Source organism: Nitrobacter sp., assembly GCF_051535215.1.
GTDB lineage: Bacteria > Pseudomonadota > Alphaproteobacteria > Rhizobiales > Xanthobacteraceae > Nitrobacter.
The window spans coordinates 33,718-51,379 of record NZ_JBPPLY010000006.1; the positions used below are offsets into that span (position 1 = coordinate 33,718).

Annotated in this window: 20 protein-coding genes and 1 tRNA gene; 4 read left to right on the forward strand and 17 right to left on the reverse strand. The window is 57.5% G+C overall.

Going from position 1 to position 17,662, the window contains the following annotated elements; all coding sequences use genetic code 11:
- The first annotated feature begins 185 nt into the window (after positions 1 to 185).
- Both ACS3WB_RS08435 and ACS3WB_RS08440 read left to right on the forward strand, forming a co-directional pair.
- Entirely contained in the window at positions 186 to 530 is a 345-nt protein-coding gene (locus ACS3WB_RS08435) for a VOC family protein (protein WP_438275118.1), read from the forward strand.
- Positions 531 to 891: 361 nt separating this feature from the next.
- Complete coding sequence (locus ACS3WB_RS08440; protein ID WP_438275119.1) at positions 892 to 1,152, forward strand: hypothetical protein; 261 nt, start codon at positions 892 to 894, stop codon at positions 1,150 to 1,152.
- A gap of 293 nt (positions 1,153 to 1,445) precedes the next feature.
- Here ACS3WB_RS08440 and ACS3WB_RS08445 read toward each other — a convergent pair whose 3' ends face one another.
- The 16 genes from ACS3WB_RS08445 to ACS3WB_RS08520 form a co-directional block, all read right to left on the reverse strand.
- A complete protein-coding gene (locus ACS3WB_RS08445; RefSeq protein WP_438275120.1) occupies positions 1,446 to 2,969 on the reverse strand; it encodes a P-loop ATPase, Sll1717 family in 1,524 nt (507 codons plus the stop codon).
- Positions 2,970 to 3,179: 210 nt separating this feature from the next.
- Entirely contained in the window at positions 3,180 to 5,516 is a 2,337-nt protein-coding gene (locus tag ACS3WB_RS08450) for a phage tail tape measure protein (protein WP_438275121.1), read from the reverse strand.
- A gap of 122 nt (positions 5,517 to 5,638) precedes the next feature.
- A complete protein-coding gene (locus ACS3WB_RS08455; RefSeq protein WP_438275122.1) occupies positions 5,639 to 5,905 on the reverse strand; it encodes a phage tail assembly protein in 267 nt (88 codons plus the stop codon).
- Positions 5,902 to 6,492 (reverse strand): hypothetical protein, encoded by a 591-nt coding sequence (locus tag ACS3WB_RS08460; protein ID WP_438275123.1) that lies wholly within the window; start codon positions 6,490 to 6,492, stop codon positions 5,902 to 5,904. Before ACS3WB_RS08460 ends, ACS3WB_RS08455 begins: the two co-directional genes overlap by 4 nt.
- Positions 6,493 to 6,502: 10 nt before the next feature.
- On the reverse strand, positions 6,503 to 6,853 hold the full coding sequence (locus ACS3WB_RS08465) for a hypothetical protein (RefSeq protein ID WP_438275124.1): 351 nt from the start codon (positions 6,851 to 6,853) through the stop codon (positions 6,503 to 6,505).
- Positions 6,854 to 6,855: 2 nt separating this feature from the next.
- On the reverse strand, positions 6,856 to 7,035 hold the full coding sequence (locus ACS3WB_RS08470; protein ID WP_438275125.1) for a helix-turn-helix transcriptional regulator: 180 nt from the start codon (positions 7,033 to 7,035) through the stop codon (positions 6,856 to 6,858).
- A gap of 147 nt (positions 7,036 to 7,182) precedes the next feature.
- Positions 7,183 to 7,707 carry a hypothetical protein gene (locus tag ACS3WB_RS08475; RefSeq protein ID WP_438275126.1) on the reverse strand — a complete coding sequence of 175 codons (525 nt, stop codon included), beginning with the start codon at positions 7,705 to 7,707 and terminating at the stop codon, positions 7,183 to 7,185.
- Between the two features lie 620 nt (positions 7,708 to 8,327).
- A complete protein-coding gene (gene nhaA / locus ACS3WB_RS08480) occupies positions 8,328 to 9,671 on the reverse strand; it encodes a Na+/H+ antiporter NhaA (RefSeq protein ID WP_438275127.1) in 1,344 nt (447 codons plus the stop codon).
- 427 nt (positions 9,672 to 10,098) lie between these two features.
- Positions 10,099 to 11,640, reverse strand: a complete 1,542-nt coding sequence (locus ACS3WB_RS08485) for an AAA family ATPase (RefSeq protein ID WP_438275128.1) — start codon at positions 11,638 to 11,640, stop codon at positions 10,099 to 10,101.
- Complete coding sequence (locus ACS3WB_RS08490) at positions 11,637 to 12,131, reverse strand: bifunctional DNA primase/polymerase (RefSeq protein WP_438275129.1); 495 nt, start codon at positions 12,129 to 12,131, stop codon at positions 11,637 to 11,639. Before ACS3WB_RS08490 ends, ACS3WB_RS08485 begins: the two co-directional genes overlap by 4 nt.
- 3 nt (positions 12,132 to 12,134) lie before the next feature.
- Positions 12,135 to 12,563: a hypothetical protein gene (locus ACS3WB_RS08495; protein WP_438275130.1), complete on the reverse strand. Its 429-nt coding sequence runs from the start codon at positions 12,561 to 12,563 to the stop codon at positions 12,135 to 12,137.
- A 51-nt stretch (positions 12,564 to 12,614) separates the two neighbouring features.
- Positions 12,615 to 12,797 carry a helix-turn-helix transcriptional regulator gene (locus tag ACS3WB_RS08500; protein WP_438275131.1) on the reverse strand — a complete coding sequence of 61 codons (183 nt, stop codon included), beginning with the start codon at positions 12,795 to 12,797 and terminating at the stop codon, positions 12,615 to 12,617.
- A 163-nt stretch (positions 12,798 to 12,960) separates the two neighbouring features.
- The gene (locus ACS3WB_RS08505) at positions 12,961 to 13,176 is read right to left on the reverse strand and encodes a hypothetical protein (RefSeq protein ID WP_438275132.1); all 216 of its coding nucleotides are present in this window, start codon (positions 13,174 to 13,176) and stop codon (positions 12,961 to 12,963) included.
- A gap of 444 nt (positions 13,177 to 13,620) precedes the next feature.
- A complete protein-coding gene (locus ACS3WB_RS08510; RefSeq protein ID WP_438275133.1) occupies positions 13,621 to 13,767 on the reverse strand; it encodes a hypothetical protein in 147 nt (48 codons plus the stop codon).
- A gap of 127 nt (positions 13,768 to 13,894) precedes the next feature.
- Positions 13,895 to 14,638, reverse strand: coding sequence for a hypothetical protein (locus ACS3WB_RS08515; RefSeq protein WP_438275134.1), 744 nt, complete (start codon positions 14,636 to 14,638; stop codon positions 13,895 to 13,897).
- A 15-nt stretch (positions 14,639 to 14,653) separates the two neighbouring features.
- Positions 14,654 to 15,985 (reverse strand): tyrosine-type recombinase/integrase, encoded by a 1,332-nt coding sequence (locus ACS3WB_RS08520; RefSeq protein ID WP_438275135.1) that lies wholly within the window; start codon positions 15,983 to 15,985, stop codon positions 14,654 to 14,656.
- Between the two features lie 144 nt (positions 15,986 to 16,129).
- Between ACS3WB_RS08520 and ACS3WB_RS08525 the strand changes: the two genes are divergently transcribed.
- Together ACS3WB_RS08525 and ACS3WB_RS08530 are read left to right on the forward strand one after the other, a co-directional pair.
- Positions 16,130 to 16,209, forward strand: a tRNA-Pro gene (locus tag ACS3WB_RS08525).
- A 47-nt stretch (positions 16,210 to 16,256) separates the two neighbouring features.
- Entirely contained in the window at positions 16,257 to 16,685 is a 429-nt protein-coding gene (locus ACS3WB_RS08530; protein WP_438275136.1) for a hypothetical protein, read from the forward strand.
- A 389-nt stretch (positions 16,686 to 17,074) separates the two neighbouring features.
- On the opposite strand, the gene ACS3WB_RS08535 is transcribed toward ACS3WB_RS08530, so the two are convergent.
- Complete coding sequence (locus tag ACS3WB_RS08535; RefSeq protein ID WP_438275137.1) at positions 17,075 to 17,458, reverse strand: hypothetical protein; 384 nt, start codon at positions 17,456 to 17,458, stop codon at positions 17,075 to 17,077.
- Positions 17,459 to 17,662: the final 204 nt, after the last annotated feature.

Consider the following 17,662-nt stretch of genomic DNA (forward strand, 5'->3'; position numbering starts at 1 on the left):
CTGTCACGCTCTCGACGGAAGAAAGCCGACGCAGATATCAACAATCGCTTGTGCCGCTAGCATGGGGGTCAATCGCTCAGATAACCCCCTTTGCTCGGCCTCAAGACCCGCGAGTCGAGGACTGGAAGCATGAGTTATGGTGATGTATACAACAAGTTCGTGTAATAATTACTCAGTAGCATGATATGAACTGGTACGCGCGCCCCGTTTTCTTTGTCGAAAACGTCGAGAAAGGTGTTCAGTTTTACAAACAAAAACTCGGTTTTGAGGAAGGGCCGTCATACGCAGAAAACGGAAGGCTTCTTCTTGGAGACGTTAAGCGAAATGGATGCACTTTGATGCTCAACTGCCAGCAGCCTCAAAAGATAGGCACGGGCAGATTGTTTATTTCGCTGAACGACGACGAGTTTGAAAAATTAAAACTTGAGTTTGAGAAGCGCGGCGCTCCCATCGAACAGGGGTGGTGGGGCACAGACTTGATGGTGGTCAAGGACCCCGACGGGAACGAGTTGTTTTTTCCCTACCCATGATTACCAGCTTACCTTGCCTGAGGCATCTCATCTATGCGGCTGGGAGTAGCCGCCGGTGACACCGTTTGATCTCCCAAGGCCGCTGTTATTCGGAACGAGCATGTTGCCCTCCATGCCTTTTGTTTAGTGACCGCTGTTAAGCAGCGGGCCGGTGGTGGAATCCGACAGTGCTCTGGTATCAGCCGGGAGGCGACCTCCCCAGCGCGTGACGCACTCCTTTCCACCGTGCGGAAAGGAACCGGCACATGACTTAATGACAGCCCTTCGATCATTGAAATTGGCAGCTTTCTTGCCAAGTCGTGCTTAAGGCTCGGGTTGGGCCTACGAGTTGTATCAAAGCAGTGCAGCCAGGAGTGCTCAAATGAAACAACGCTTCGTTTCTGGGACGGACTTCGATCTCCCAAATGATGAAAAGGTGTGGTCATTAATCAGCGACCTCGACAGGGCTGTGCAACAACTGGATTGCGACATTCTGGCGGAAGAAAAGCGAACACTGGTTTTTGATCCCGACAACTCCGCATACCCCACGCTGGCGCGATCGCTGAGGACAAGGCGCGACAATCTCAGGGCAACGATTGCTACACTCAAGGCTGGCGGACCTGCGGTCCAATCGGCGGCCTGATCGCAGCACCGCTGGCGATCTTGAGGCTGGGAAGGTCTCGCGCGCGAATCCAATCATCGGCACGGGCCAGCCGGCGATGGTTCGCCATCCGATCCGCCAGGTCTCTCGGGGTGCGAGGCATCACGATGCTCCACATGCGACACAGAAATTGTAGTGCTCGCGCCGGCCGTTGGAAGTCCGGTATTGAGGGGGCTAGGTCGGTTTTTCGCTTTCAAGGTCGTTCCTCTAGTGCCGTGCCGACGATCATGAAGAGGATGGATGCTGCCAATCGCGTTGGGGCTAATCATTCATCGTCAGTCAGAAGAATTAATGTCGTCGACCTTGCCTTGCACCATGGCGAGATATGGTCTGTAGACGAAAGGCACCCAAAAGGTTGTTTCACCCGCAGATGTTCGCTCTTCAAAGAAGCCAACGTCTCGAAGCTTTCTAGCAATCCGCAGCGACTCTTCTTCCGTCGTTTTCCAGCGGCGAGCGAGAGATGCAACGTTCTGCTCGGTTTTATCTTCACGCAGGGCTTCGATATAGGAGCGCAATTCCGCGTATTCCGCGAACAATACGCGAGACACACGATACTCAGACAGAGCCGGCAGAGCCTCTTTAAACGACGCTCTGTCGAATAGAAGGTCATCGGGAGGCTCGTCCTCACCTCGCTCTAGCCGCTGACTCTGGACCTCACAGACTTTATTCAAAAAAAGAATGATGTCCCGTGGTTGGCTTTCTTTCGACCCGTCCGCTGTCCGTTTTAGAAGCCAATCCAATGTCGTCGACTGCTTCTCGCCCAGTTCGACTTGCTCGGGAAAAAGTCGTGCGAACAGTTCATCTTGTTTACTAGACGAGTTGAGAATTTCGTTTTGATCGATATCAAAATTTCTCACGAGGTCGGCGTTGCTTAAAAGACGTCGCAAAATTAGATTTTGCAGTGACTGCTTATTCCACTTGATGTGCATGTCTCGCGACAAATGCGTTGCCTCACTGAATCCTTCTTCTGTTACCCGCTTCCAAATATCGGTCCGTAGAAATATTTTAAGCGAAATTCGCGTATGGCTTCTCATATCCCTGTAAGCACGAAATAACGCCCGAATGGCATTCTTCTCTAACTCTGAGGAATCGTTAAATGCCACATCAAGTCGATCGATCGTGAACCATACGTCATAAGCGGCGGCCTCCAGTGCAGACGAGGCAAGAGCGAGCAATTCGTCGATAGACTGATATCCATCAGCATGCTCATCTATGGCAGGCTCTCTAAACACGATCTTCGCAGTCACGCCGGTAGGCAAACCTGAATTTGGCTCAACCTTGAGACCTGTTTCTAAGCTCTCTGGCTTGAGAGCTATCGAAATATAGCGGCGAACAGACGCGAGCACACTGCCTAAGCCCGTGCGCTTGTCGGGCAGCAACTTATGGGTTACGAGCGCAGATCGAAGCTCCTGGCCGAACTGATTGTCAATGCCGTACTCGTCAAAGGTGCGCCCAAGCAATGATAAAAAATAAAGCTTCCAAATCGCTATAAATTCCCGCTCCGATGTAGGCGGATTCGTCTCCAAGTCTCGGAAAGCCGGAGCGCCCTGCGGATTTTCAGCAGGAATCAGAAGCACGCGCCGATCGAAAAAATCACTGACACTCTCTTGAATCAGAAAGTATAGCGCACTTTTCCCGGCTCCTTTGGGTCCGTAGATAATATCAATCTCGCCATTGTTTATTCGATCCCACGCCTGTGTCTTAACAAAATATCCTTTGAGGGCTTCACGTTCTTCTTCTGCAACTTGATTACCAAAGCTCAGCTTTCTGAGGCTGTCCTTTTTAATGCCAGCGTCCATCGAGCTTTGCCTCTTCGATCGTCGGGGAGTCCGACGTCGATTAAAGCACTTCGGCATGAAGTAGTCATTTACAGATTTTACGGTGATCGTCGTTACTCTGCTCAAATCATATTCAAATCGCCCGACGCCCAGTTACGACGCCTCGCACGCACTCCCACCTCGCTCCATCTGATTTTGTCTAAGACGAGAAGATTGTTCGCCTGTCATAGCTCAATCACTCAAAAACCCCCGTTGCTCCGCCTCAAGCTCTGCGAGGAAGCGGCGCATCCGATTGTCAATCTGGTCCGCGATCGCCTGCGGATTCCCGCCCGTGATGTGGAACGTCGGGGAGAACGTCACAGGACCTCGGTTCATCGTGTTGTTCGGCGACTCCGTCGTCATCGCAACTCCATCAGCGAGCACCCTGCGCAGCCTGTCGTTGGTCTCGATCCGGCCCGACATCCCAGGCACGAACAACTCCGGGCCACGCTCGCCGACAAGGTACGGCTTGCCAAAGCTCACCGGCCCGCCGAGAGCGCGAGCGCCGGAGATGGGAACGGATGGGGTTGGTGCCGCTGCGGGAGCCCCGCTCGGGCCGTTCATCATGCCGCCTACGACGCTGCCAAACGTCGGGAGCTTAAAGTTTGAAAAGAGCGACGCCAGATTACCAAGACCTGATACGATACCCTTCAGGATCGCAGAGCCGATCATCCTGCCTAGACCTTCCCAACCACCAGACCTCCACCTCTCAATGACCTGATTAACGACCTGAGACACTTGATCGACGATATGACTGAAGCTGTTCACAAGGCCGGCAACGGCTGACCCGGCTGCGTCGCCCCAGCCCCTCCATGTGTCGGCGCTGAGGCTCTTCGTGAGATCGGAGAACCACGAATAGGCTTCCTTCGCCTTGTCGATCAGCCATTGCCCATTGCCCTCTGCGCCGGGGGCAAGGTTCCTCATGAGGGACTGCTTGAACGAGTCAAAGAACGCCGGCAGGTTCTTCCAGTTGTTGTAGATGAACGTCCCTGCCACCGCCAGGCCGGTGACGATGGTACCGGGGACCGTGAGCATCAACGCTCCGCGCATGAGCACGGCCGCGCTCGTTACCGCCCGCAGCGGCCACAGGAGCAGTTTCACGGCACCGGCCAGAAGGCGGAACGGTGCCAGCGCAACACGGCCGACCGCGCCGAGCGCGAACATCAGCGGCCCTGCGGCTGCGGCTGCGGCGGTGAGAGCAACGCCCGTCTTCAGGAGTGCTGGGCTGGTAGCGGCGAGCGACTTAAATGTGTCCGCGAGCCGTTCGAACCCCGTCGTGATTGAAGGGGCCATGACATCGAAGAGCGTATTGCGCAACGACTTCCAGGCTGCATCAAGCTGACGCAAGGTCTTCGGCAGCCCTTGGTTCTTAATCTCGAACCGGCTTTCGGCGTAACCCGGCGCTTCCCTTACAATCTGACTGAGCAACTCGTTCAAGTCTGACTTGAGCAGCGCCAACATGCGGACGCTTTGCCTACCCTCGAATATTGTGGCCAAATCGCCCTGATTGGCCCCCTTCGCGCGAAGGTCGGTTAGGAACTTAACCATATCGACCTTGCTGCCAGACAGCGCGTAAGCATCGTCAACCGCGCGCATCACAGTCTCACGGTCCGTCGCCGACTCCGCACCGACCTTTGCGACCACGGCGTCATAGATCGCCTTGCGCTGCTTTTCCGGCGAGCCCTTGTTTTGGGCAAGCGCCTGATCGATATCCTTTTCGCGTCCGGTCATATCGATGCCGGCCGAACCAAGCCCCGCGATGACGCCAGCGCCGCTGCGCTTGCCACCGCCCACGTAATCGCCGTAGTTGAGACCGAGTCGCGCTATCGTCGCGAGTCCGCCCTTGGTCGGCTTGACCATGCGGACAAAAGCCGAGCGCATAGCGACGCCAGCCTCTGAGGCAAGCTGACCTTCGCGCGCGAGAGCAAGAATCATGGCGTTCGTAGATTCCACGCTGCCTCCAGCCGCAGCCGCAGCCGAGCCAACGAATTTAAAAGCCTCGGCAACGTCCTTCGTGCTGGCAACGGACTTCACCGCTGCAAAAACAAGGTTATCGACAACCCGCCGACTGCTTTCCGTCGCTGCTTCGACCGATGACATGCCGAGCTTGTATTGAGTAACGATCTTGCTGACGTAACTGCCAAGCTCAGCACCCGTCATATCTTCGGCGAGGGTAGAGCCGCTCAGGATAGCAGGAAGCGAACCCTTCGCAGCGGTGGCGTCAAATCCCGCTTTCAAAAGCTCGTTGAACGTGCGCAGGATGCCCGTCGCATCGCCAAACTTTGCAGCGATGGAGTCGGCGAACGCTTCCACGTCCTTGCGCTTGTCATGCGGCAGATCGCCGATTGCCTCGATAGTGTTCCCGGCTTCGGCCCTCTCTTTTGCGGCCTTGACCATACCCGCAAAGCCATAGACCGCCGGCATCGTGACACCAAAGGTCAAGTTGCGCCCGGCTCGCTGCACCTTCTCTAGATGCTTTTGCGTCGCCGCGATGATGGCCGCGAAAGGCGCGTTGATCTTCGCAGCCAATCCGGTCGCTACCGCTTCCAGCGTGCGGATTTGCGACTTCGCGCCACTGACCGCGCCGGCGAGAGATGGCAAAACCTTGCCGCCGATGTTGACTGATACGGAGAAGCCTGTTGCCATGGTCGTTACTCGAATGAATTAGGAGAGCGCGCCACATCGTCGAGAAGCGCACGAATCAAATCACCGGCACGTTCGGCGTCCGAAGGTGCAAGCTGACGAATGAGTTTTCGGGGGACGCCGTATACGCGCGCCAGAGACAGAATCACGCGTGGCGCGTTGTGACATTCGAAGTTCGCGATGGCGTCGTATGACGCCACCGCCAAACGTTCATAGAGCACCCCATCAAGCTCGACGGGATGCTCCAAAATGATCTCGGGACCGGTCACGTTCATGACCGGGGCCAGGCGGCCGTGCCACCGGCAAAAGCAGGAGGAAGCACAATCGTGGAAAGCGGCAACTCATAGTGACCGGCCGGATGCCTACGGTACAAAGTCTCGTAGCCGGTAACGCTGTCGGCGACGCGGTTGTTCTTTAGCGCCGTGTTGACGCTGTTAGTTTCGTCAGCGATCTCGTTGAGGCGCGCGAAAATGTCGCCCATCTGAGATGCCAACTTGTCAAACTCGGTCAAAAGCTTCTTACTTTCCACGGTATTTGCCTTCCGGCACGCTTCGACACGGCTGCGCAGAGCGTCGTTCTTGGCCGCGATCTGGGCGGCTTCCTCAGTGGCGATGACGGCGGGCAATTCTGCGGCAAGCGTGTTTGCGCGAACCTCAAGGCGAGTGATAGCGCGACGGAGTGCGGCGACATTCGACTCGGCGGCGAGGTGCTGTTCGTCGGTCATGACGGCAAGGCCGCTCAACATGCCTTCGATCTTATCGCGAAGTGCGGCGGCCTCGTTTTCGGCCTTCTCGATTTCGTTGCGGATTCCAGCGCTGGTGACAGCGGTCTTGCTGCCGAGCAGCTTGTCGATGAAGTTCATGTCTCAATCCTCAGTTCGGGCAGGTGGTGAACGCGTCACCGGTCCGGAGCCAGTTGTGGAACGCGACGTGCTCGACGTGCGTTGCGAATGTGAGATTGTTGGCCATACCGTTGCGCGAAAGGAATCGAGCGTCCTCAAGAGATTGTCGCGCGGATGAGAGGTTGGCGGTTGCCGCCTGAAACTCGCGAAAAAGGGATTGCTTCCGAGCACTCATGACGGAGATTCCTTGATGGGGCTTTGCCGTCGGCGATGGAGCGGCAGGTTTTGGCTGAGGGGGCGCTACCGGCAGCGATGCGCTGACCTGCTTTTGGTTGGCAATGAACTTGCTGAGCGGTTGATCGATGTAAGCACTGAGGCCCATTGCTAACCTCCGCCCCGACGCGCGTTGAGCCAGGCATCCAAATCGGCGACTTCAAACCGTCTAATGCCATGCAGATTGACGTGTGCGGGTGCCCGCCCGGCGCGAACGTATGCGCCCAACGTAGACGGCGAAACACCAAGATATGCAGCGGCCTTGCGCTGGCTGAGAGACTGTTTGGACATTGAAGTTCGAACCTTTCGAGCCGCCGAGCGGTGGGAAGAGGACCACCGCCCGGCTACTGGACCCACGAAACTTGTCTTCGCTGACAAAGACAAAGCCTGAGCATCATGAGCGATCCGCCCGGATCGAACAGACTGGTTTGGTAGCCCTTAAGCGACGTTCTTGCGACGGCGACGGCGAGGCGTGTTGTCGTTGGCGGCGCGGGGGTTGCGCGCCTCACGTTCGGCGAGCGCCGCGTGCTTTTCTTCGGCGCTCATACAGAGCAGCTTTTGCTCGACACCGATCGCGATCAGAGCCGCCATCGTTTGGGGCATCGTGAGGTCGAGCTTCTTGGCGATCGTGACAAGCTCGCCTGCCGTGTCAGCAGTCAACGTCTCAAGCGCAGGAACGGGACAGAGAGACCACCCGAGGAATCCGAGCACAGCTTCAAGCGACTCCAGAGACGGACGATTCTTGCGACGCCACTGCTTGACGGTGGGCCTACGGACTCCAGACCCAACCTCCAACTCGTCGTAAGTCACATGCAGCCGCGCCATCTCTGCGAAGACTAGCTTCACATGCGGGCTGACGCCGCGATCAGGCGTCGTGACCGTGCGCGGATTTTTGTGGCGCTTCCGGCGGTGCGTGACTCGCGCGGCGCGGAAGTCAGCCGGATAGAGGGGTGTGGTGGTCATCTGGCGTCCTGATGGGTTGAGGCACCACCAAGATCGGCCAAAAGGATACCGCGCACAGGCCCAAAGGAATCGCCCCAAAGCGCACGCGCCATACACCAATTCCCTCTCGCGAGAACAACAACCCAACTTCATGCATTTGCATCTAGTTGGATCGGGGGGTCGCGCGTCACCCGTGGCCCTGCCTATCTGGAAGGACCCAAATACCTTTGTGCGTTGCGATGAAAGGAAAATATTCTCTTTTCGTGATTTGATGATCTTTCGCGCATTCGTCGCTTTTAGGGCTGGTTCCGTATCCCGGATGCTGCGCATAGCTCCGGTTCGGCCGCGTTAAAAGGGTCGGTCTGGGTGCCCGACTTCGACATTATCGATGTCGTTCGCGGCTCGCTTCGATCGACTTTGCTTTCGTCGGCCCCTCGATCTCAATCGCTTCCGTCATTCAATCCGAACCGCGCGCCAACTTGCGAGCATTCGTTCGTTGCGCTCGATCTTGCGACGGCTTCGCGATTAATTGCGCTTTCGTTTCGAAAACGCTGCCGCTCAAGTGCGCTTCCGATTGATTTCATGCGAAAGGTCTTCCGGCTTGGCTAAGCCCACCCGAAGGTGTTCCGTGAGGTTGCAGTTCACCGACGCCGACCGCAGGCGACGCCCCAGCCAAGCCCGAGCATCGCCGCCACCGAAGAGCCCAACAGCACGCCGAGCTTTGCCGCGGCCAGCAGGTTCTCATCGGCAAAGGCAAGCATGGTGATGAAGATGGACATGGTAAAGCCGATACCGGCCAACAGACCCACCAGCAGGATGCCGTCCCATGACACGCCTGGCGGCAGCCGGCACCAGCCCATTCGCACCATGAGCCAGGTCGCGCCGATTACACCGAGAGGTTTGCCTGCAACGAGAGCGATGGCGACGCCGATCATAACCAGTTGCGCACCGGTGGTGCCGAGATAGACCCCATCAAGGCTGATGCCCGCATTCGCGAGCGCGAAGAGAGGCATAACGCCGTAGGCGACCCAGGGATGCAGCGCTGTCTGTACGCGCACCACTGGCGGCAGCATCTCCCGATTGGCGAGACGCAACTGCCGCCGAGGGTGAGCCAAACGACGCGCATCCTTCGCCGACACGGCGTCGTGGTTCCGCAGATCCTCGGAAATACGGGACAACACCTCTATCGGCTGCTCGCGCATTGGAATGGACATCACCGGCGTCATCAAGCCGAGCACGACGCCGGCAAGAGTCGGATGGACTCCGCTGACCAGCAAGCCGATCCAAATGACCGCACCCGGAACCACATAAGCATACGCTGAACCCACGCCGATCCGTTGAAGCCCAAACACCATCACGACGCCGAGGGCGGCGATCGCAAAACCGCCGGGATCGAACCCGCCGGAGTAGAAGAAGGCGATAATCAGTACAGCCACGACGTCGTCGATGATCGCGAGTGCGAGCAGAAAGACGCGCACGTTGCTGGGGATCGCGCGGCCAAGCAGAGCGAGCACACCCACGGCGAAGGCGATGTCGGTCGCCGTCGGCACCGCCCAGCCGTGGGGGTGACCCGCGTTAGTGTTCAACGCCAGATAGATCAAGGCTGGAACGATGACACCTCCGGCCGCCGCAGCGACTGGCAGGATCGCCTGATCGAGTTTGCTCAGCGCCCCTTCATGGATCTCGCGCCGGATCTCCATTCCGACAACCAGAAAGAAGACTGTCATCAGCACGTCGCTGACCCAGAAATGCAAGGACTTCACATAAACGAAACTACCGATCCCGATCGAGAGCGGCAGATGCCACAGATCGTGATAGCTTTGAGCAAGAGGAGAGTTGGCCCAGATCAGCGCAACAGCCGCCGCGATCAGCAGCACAACGCCGCTAGCAGCTTCGATGTGCAGAAAGCGCTCCAGCGTCGCAAGGGCTCGTTCGGCGAGAAATTGTGCCCGCGGCAGGTCGCGAGGAGAGGTCTGTCGATCCATTGGTCACGCGCGCTCCACGCGGCGGCCCGACCAGCGCATGACCTGTTTCGCTGCACGACGCCGCAAAACACCCAAGCGCTGTTATACATTACGATCGCGACGTTTCAAACGCGGGAGGGATACCCCCCCATGGCCTGGGAGCGGCGGTCAATGTCGCCGACCCACCGATGGCGACCGGCCAAATCGCGGGCATTGGTTGGCGGGTCTCAGCGCAGAACCGGCGCACCTCGTTCTGTGACTGCTCGATATGGGCATTCTGCTCATTCTGAATGGTCATGCGGCCAATTTCCACCATGGTTCCGGTAGCGAACAGTTTTGGCGAATATGTTCGCGAACATGTTCGTTATTTTTTTGTTCGGGGTATTCTCTAAGCGAACAGGCGAACAGTACAGTACACCCCCCTTAGGGGGGTGTACGCTGTTCGCTGTTACGCGATACCGGTTCGGTGATCCTTAATGTTGTCGTTCGCGGCCTTTGGGTAGAACCATTCGCCGATTTCGTCCGCAGCCTTTGTTCGAATATCGCGAATGATCCTACGAACCATAACTTCCCTCGATTTCTCCGTGGCGTGCGAACTCTTGTCTTGCTCACGGAGAATGATCTCCCTCAAGCGGGAGGCGTGAACTGCGGTCTGCCCATTGTCAGGATTTACCTCTCCCTTCTCCTTGATCGCGGTTTCGAACAACCGGACAGCGAGCACCGGCTTCTTGCTGGTCAACTTGCTGCAATCATCGGAATCGGTTGCAGCCTCATCGCGAATGACGACCGGCGCGTTCGTAACCTTTCCGTTCTCGTCAGTTCCAAGCTCGACTGATTTCATGGTGTAGGCCGTAATCTTCCCCTCTTCCTGGTCGTTTGCTCCATCGCAGCGCAGCGTGCAGCGCTCTTTGTTTTTCCACACGATAAAGGAGACATCCACAGCGCCGTCCAGGTCGATTGCGCCCTTGGCACGGTCCTGCTCCCAAGGGGTGTGGTGGATGACAGTGACGTGAGCCCCGGTCTTTTCAATGATCGTATCGACAGCCCGAATGAACTTGCCCATGTCCTGGGACTTGTTTTGGTCTCCACCTCCGAAGGTGCGCGATAGGGTGTCCACAATGATCCAGACCGGGGGCAGGTCGCAGTCCTTGCCTAACTCCACGATACGTTCAGCCAAGGTCACGGCGTCCGCCAGGCCGTTCGTAAGGTCGGCCGCCCCCTCGATTACGGCTACGGCAACACCCGACACATTATGGTGCTTGCGAAACGCCATCATGCGACGGCGCGTGGTCGCTCCACGTTCCGCCGCGAAATAAACGACCAGGCCCTTTTTGACCTTGCGCCCGTGCCATTCCATGCCAGCCCCGACATGACAGGCCGCGTCCGTGAAAATGACGCTCTTTGACGCTCCGGGTTTTCCGACTGCGTAGGAAAACTCCCCGGCGGCAATAAAGCCTTCCACCACCCATTCCTTTGCGGCTGTCTCTTCGATGTCGTCGAACATCGTGACGCGGAACTTTTCGTGCTTACGGGCGGCGGTTGGGCCGCTCCCAATGCGCGACCCGATATCGTCATCGGCGATTGAAGCGTCTTCCGAAACAATCGGACGCAACATGCCGCTATTGATGCCGCTGGCGATTGTCTTTTCAACGGCGGCGGCACCGTCCTTCATAAGCCCATTGCGATGGCAGGCGCTTGTCAACGCCGCTTCGACTTCGGCGCGCTCGATCGCATTCCCGGCAATGTGCCCGCCCATCGTGTAGGCAACCTTATTGAGCATGTCGTTCCGACCACCGCGAGTCTCGCGGGCAAGTTCGCTGGACAGTTTGTCCAGCACCGCACGGGCATAAAGCGATGACTCGTCAACCGAGTGCGTCGGCGCGACTTCAAGATTCCCGCGCTTGACGCTCCCCCTCACAAGATGGGTGGGAGGATTCGCAATCCAGTCGGGCGGAAACGGAATATCCTTCAGATAATCGTCGCGGCTCACTGGATCACTTCCCAAAACTGCCCGGTGTGAAATACTGAGGGCGGGCAGATGACGTACCCGCCATCGCCGCGCACCTCGATTCCCTTGCGCTTGAACTTGAAACTCGGCCTCCCGCCCGGTGGGGCACGGTAGTAGACATGCAATCCGCCCGACCACGTGCGGACTACGCAGATACTTTCAGTCAGGCTGAATCCTTCGTCCGCGAGGGCTTTCACGTCAGCGTCGCCATCGACTCCATGCCCTTCGATGGATTCGATGTCGACGACGATTACACCGTTGACGACCCCGGTGGGCAGACCGATCATCGCTGCGGGGCCAGCCCCATTGAACATCCTTGCGACTTCGCTCACATCGGTGGACGCATCCTTAAACCCGTGGGCCGTGAGCGGAGTCTTATCGGCGGGCCTGCACGGAAACACAGCGAACCCACGCCGAGCCAGAGTCACAGCCGCCGCCCGAGGATCGGCGGGCAAATCGGAAAAGAGGTGCACCGTTCAAGCCGCCAAGGTGTACGCGCGGTTCGGATCGGCGAGCAGAATTTCGGCAGTCGCCCTCATTCGATCCTGAAATGAGCCGGTGGTTAGGTCCGCTGCGGCCTCAAAGTCCCACCGGTCGCCCGTCGCCTCCGTGCGACCGTCGCGAGTCACGATGGTGAACTCGAAATAGTCCCGGTGGTGGAACGGCAAGCGCCGGGTGGTGAAGCGCCAAGCTGCCTCCGGGTGGTCACGGAAAAATTCCGCGTCGCTCTCGCCGCGAACCACGATATGCCACCGACCGTGAAACCTCACGCAAAACGTGCCGGGCTGCACATCGACAGGACGTAAACGACCGCTCTTCAGGAGGATGAAATATCGCGGTCGATCGGAATTAGCTTGATGCGCACGGTTGCGCTCGGTATAAGAATGCACTTTCAGAAACTCCAAGATTAGGGTCGCGGCGCTGGTACGCTTTGCGGCCCTTTTTTTTGTTTGCGATTACGGCTCAACTCGGCGCGCAGCGCGCCACAATTCTACATCCCTTCGCCGATAGCGAACACCGCCGCCGGGCAGACGATAGAACGCCGGCCCTGTGCCTTCGCGCCTGTATCGCTGCGCCGTAGGTGGCGACACACGCTCTTCCGCGCAAAATTCTGCGTTGGTTATCGACTCTTCTGACATTTGTGCTCTCCTTTCTGCGCTACATACACATGAACACTCGTGAACGATGTTGAACAGCCAGATCGAATAGCCCTAAAACGAACTCCACCGACCACGCCGCAGAGTGCCGCGTGGGCTCGGAGAAGAAAGCGCCCGGCACATGTCCGGGCGCGGTTTTTTTGAATCAGGCTCTTCCCTGTGCCTCGGTCGCGATCTTGATCATGGCAGCCGAGGCAAACCGTGCCTGCATTGGGCCAAGTGTCACCTTCTTGCCTCCCGCCGACGCCTTGTCGATTGCACTGCAGAGGCCGTAGAAAAAATCAAACGGATCATCGAGTGAATTTATTATTTCTGTCGGGTCGCTTTGCAAGAAAGCGCGGTCTATCTTGTCAATGCTCATCAGTTGGTCTCCTTCGGTTTTCGGCCAACAGGCCATCGTTCCGTGCCGAGGTGTTCGGCGCGGTGTGCTGGTGAATTGTCGGGGAGGGTGCCCGCCCGGAGGCGGGTCGGGAGTTCTAGACCGCTTCCGCCGTGAGTTGCTGCAAATAAGCGGCCAATGCTCGCCTAGCTACGCGGGGCTGGCAATGCTCGCACTTGCAAGCCTCCGTAGCGTCCACGTCGGCGATAAGATCGCGCACAACGGCCGCTTCGCGCTTCAAGAACTTTGCTCGATTCTTCGTAGCGATATTTACGATGTTGGTCATAGTTCAGTCCTTCTTTTGGTATAGGCCATCGTTCACGCCGAACCATTCGGCGCGTTGATAAAGACTTCGAATTTTCCGGTTTGCCCGCCCGGAGGCGGGGATGTGGTTAGGCGAGCGCGGTGTCTACCATCGGGCCTCCCTCACGCCGCACGCCTGGCGATGCCAGCGCCGACCATGCGGTTGCGAAACTCCTCGATCTCATTGGCATCCCAATAGCGGCGGCTCCGAATGACGGTGGGTTGCGGAAAGCCAAGCGACTCGTCTTGAAGCCAGCGCCAAATGGTCATCTGACTGACTCCTCCGAATAGGGCACGAACTTCTTTGGCGGGCATAAGATGCGCAGTCACGACGTTTTCTCCGTTGCGAAATGTGATGAACGGAAGCTAACGAGGAGCGAGAGCGTTGAGAAGTAACTCAGGTCGCTGTCCTAGTTACCCCACCTTTCTTCTCGCAAATCCAAGCATTTAACGCCTCTTCGGCCTCAATTTCTGCGGCCTCAGCATCTCCCGTAAGAAAATCCTTCCGAAATTTCCGGCCGATGCGTTTTGCATTATCAAAACGAAAAACCCCGTCCTCTTCCTCTACGTCCTTCAGCCTTTTGTTCATTGCCTTTTTGTTTTTAGCTTTTTTGCTCTCGGCCCTTTTGCTCTTAGCCGGTTTGCTCTTAGCGTTTTTCTTCTTAGCTTCTTCGATGGCAGCTTTGGCCTCTTCGATGGCTTTTTCGACGGCCAAGTCTTCGGTCAGTCCGCCCTTGCGCAGTTCGTGGATACGAAGCGCAAGCGAGATGTCCCGGTCCCAGAGAAAGAGTTGCTCCGCCAGGCCGGTTAATCCGCGTCGTGTCTTGCCCTTCGCTTTCTTTGGCGAAGTATCCCAAAGAGCGCCGGCAACATCTGCGTTGATTAGTGTCCCGGTATTGCCATCCAGCGCCTCGATCGCCAGGTTGGCAATCTGTGCAGCGAAACCGTTGATCTCATCCGCAACAGGTTGCGGAGCGGGCATTCCCCATTTCTGAGCCAGGTACCAGCAGAGCCATGCCGCAGCCGGATTGTGCGTATCTTGAAAGAGAGCGGATAAGCGGGCAAGGTCGCCGCGCATCAATGAGAGGCGAAGATTGCCCGTTGGTTCTAAATCGACTTTTTCGGCCCACGTTCCGAACATGTGAGATTACCTCCGTTACACTTCGGCCTTAAGCCGCACGACATTCGACTCGCGTTCCGACGTCAGGCTCGCAACGTGGTCTGCCCACAGGTTGAGGGCGTGACGCTTCTCGGCGAGAAAATCATGGCGCTGATACACGCCGACAATCCCGGCGAAGGTGCCGGAAACATGATTCAAGACCTTCTCTGTGACGGCCACCGCGACGCCGAGTCGTGCCATGCCCGACGCCATTGTCCGCCGTAGGTCGTGAATCCGCCAAGGCGCGACCTCAACGACATCCCCATCGCGCTTTTTCGCTTCCTTGCGCGCGACTTCTGCTATGGCTTTGTCTAAATGCCCTTTGGCTTTGGAGAATCCCGAGACCGGCGTTTTGCCGGTGGTGGTTAGGACAAATGGCGAGTCCACAATCTTCTCGACGCCATTGACCGTGGCTGCGATTTGCACCCTCGGAAGGTCGCGCAGAATCGCTACGGCAGCAGGGGGCAGGGGAATGATATGCTCTCGGTTGTTCTTCGCCCGCGCTGCCGGGAGTTTCCAAAGGGACTTGTCCAGATCGACTTCAGTCCAAACCATGCCCGCGACTTCATCCCGCCGCTGCCCCGTTAAGATCAGCAATCGATAGAGTGCCCGCCACATCCAATCCATCTGGTCCAGCGCGAGCATAACCAGCCGCAATTCGTCATCGGACAAGACGTGATCCCGCGCGACCTCAACCGTCACCGGCTTGGTGCGCTCGAACGGATTATTCTCAATCAGCGCCTTATCGACACACCAGCCAAAGAATGTCCGGGTGAACGCGCGTACCCGGTTCGCGTGGACTGGCGCTCCACGATCCTTGATTGCGTCGATTAGTTTAATGGCGTCGGTACGGTCGATATCGTCAACACGTCGCTTCGCCCATGGGCTCAATTCCTTGGTCAGGAGCCGCTTGAGTTCCGGCCCGGACTTCATCGCGTTGACCTTGTCGCGGTAGTAACGATCAAGGACAAGCGCGACCGTATCGTCTCGCCGCCGGGCTTCTTTTTCTTCAGCCTCAATCCGCGCCATCTCAGTTTTACGAACGGCGCGCTTCTGGTCCGCAGGGTCACCACCGGTAGAACGCAGACGCCGCGCGTCGTTCGCAGCGTCGCGTGCCTGCTGCAGTGTGAGCGCGCCGGGTCCGGCGGCGCGGCCCAGCGTGAGTTTTACGCGCTGACCATCCGAACGCTCATAGCGAAAGGCCCAACTTTTCGCACCGGACGGCTGGACAACCAATCTGAGTCCGGGCTGCAACGAGTCCGCGATCTCGTATCGCGAGGCGCGTGTTGTTGCCTTCGCAACGAAAGGGGCTGTAAGTCTCTCAGGCATCAGGAGGTCGCTCGGGGTGTGGGCTGGGGTGTGGGTAAATGGTCGTTATGGAGCGTTTTGCTCTGTGACCTAACTAGCCCGAACCAACAGAATAAGCAACTGAAATATCTAGATTTTTAATCCGTTCGCATCCGTTGAAAGTAACGGATGGTGACGGATAGTTTTGGACAATCTCTAGTCTGGGAGACTAGGGGTCGGAGGTTCAAATCCTCTCGCTCCGACCAATCAATCCGGCTTCTTCGTCATCGGACCGGACGTATTGGATCGGTTGTTGGAGTCGGTTCTCACCACCACCATGCCGGATCACGAGCGCCGATCGATGCCGGCGGAAAACCATACACATTTCCACGCCGGCTCGCGTGAAAGCGCATGCAAACCGGTGCTCAGCTTGCCGCCGAATATTGATTCTCGTCTCCGGTCGCATCATACTTGCATGAATATCACCGATGGAGTCGTTATGACCTTTTTCCGCCGCGCTCTGATCCTGGCCGCGTTTGCTGCGGCATTTGCCATTCCGGGCGGACGCGCTCATGCATTCGGCGACGTGCCGTACAATTATTTCGATCCTGCCGTCGATGTCGGATGCTGGAAGTGGAATTGGCAACAGCATGCCAATTACGACGTTTGCCCGGTCTATGTGCATCCCAAGTCGTACATGTATCCGCGCCGTGCCCACGCGGTTCTCCGCACCAAGGGCTGAGCGGTTTCAATCGCAGCAAAGACAGGACATCTTGAGCGAATCGTATCTCCGGGCCCGAACCGGGGATAACAGCGGTTCGCGTGAAGGCCGCACTTCGATCGATCATCGAGCGCGGGAGGCTTGCAGCCTTTTTCCGCTTCTCATGGCGAAGAAGCGACGCCTTATGATTTGTTTTGATACGTTGTCTTGACGCGAACCGGTAATCATTCCGGGTCGAGCCCGTCAGCGCCTCGCTCGAAAACGCTCTTTTCGTTTATCGCAAGACAAGAGAGGTCTCTGAAAGGCGATCGCGCCATCTGCCGTCGCTCAGATGCGGAGTCGCGGCCCTGTAGTCCCGCGACATCCAATGCGTCGTCACGACAGATCGCGACCTTGATCGATTGACGCGTTTACGGCGTGGTGACGGTGCAGGCGACCGAACTGTACTTGCCGAAATTCAGGATCGCGTTTTCGCGCAGCCCGTCGAGCCAGATGTTGCGGCCGGCATAACGATAGCCGACGCCCATCGGAACGAGACGAACGTAAGCGGGGCGATTCGGCCCGGTGTGAAGGGTCGCCGTTACAATGTCGCCCGCGAGACTCACAGCGATCGGACATATCGGGTATTGCCGACCGTTCTCGCAACTCAGGACGATGTCAGAACAGCCGCCAAGAACTGCGCCGCTGGGCGGCACGATACCGAGATCCGCCGCTTGCGCGGGGACCTGACCGCCGAGAGAGAGAATCCCTGCAATTACCAAATATTTGAAATCAAAACGTTTTTTTATTGACATGCCCAGCCTCGCGTCAGCGCTGCGCAATCATCCAGTATGGGCCTTGAACGGTCAATGTGCGTTCTCGCCCAACCGCGCGACAGGGTTGTAAGCGTTGTAATTTAACCACACCCCGAACTGCCTGGGCATTGCGCGAAAGATTTGTTGACGTGTTTCATTGCGGCAAGATTATGATGGGTAAGATTCAGTTAAATCCATTTGACG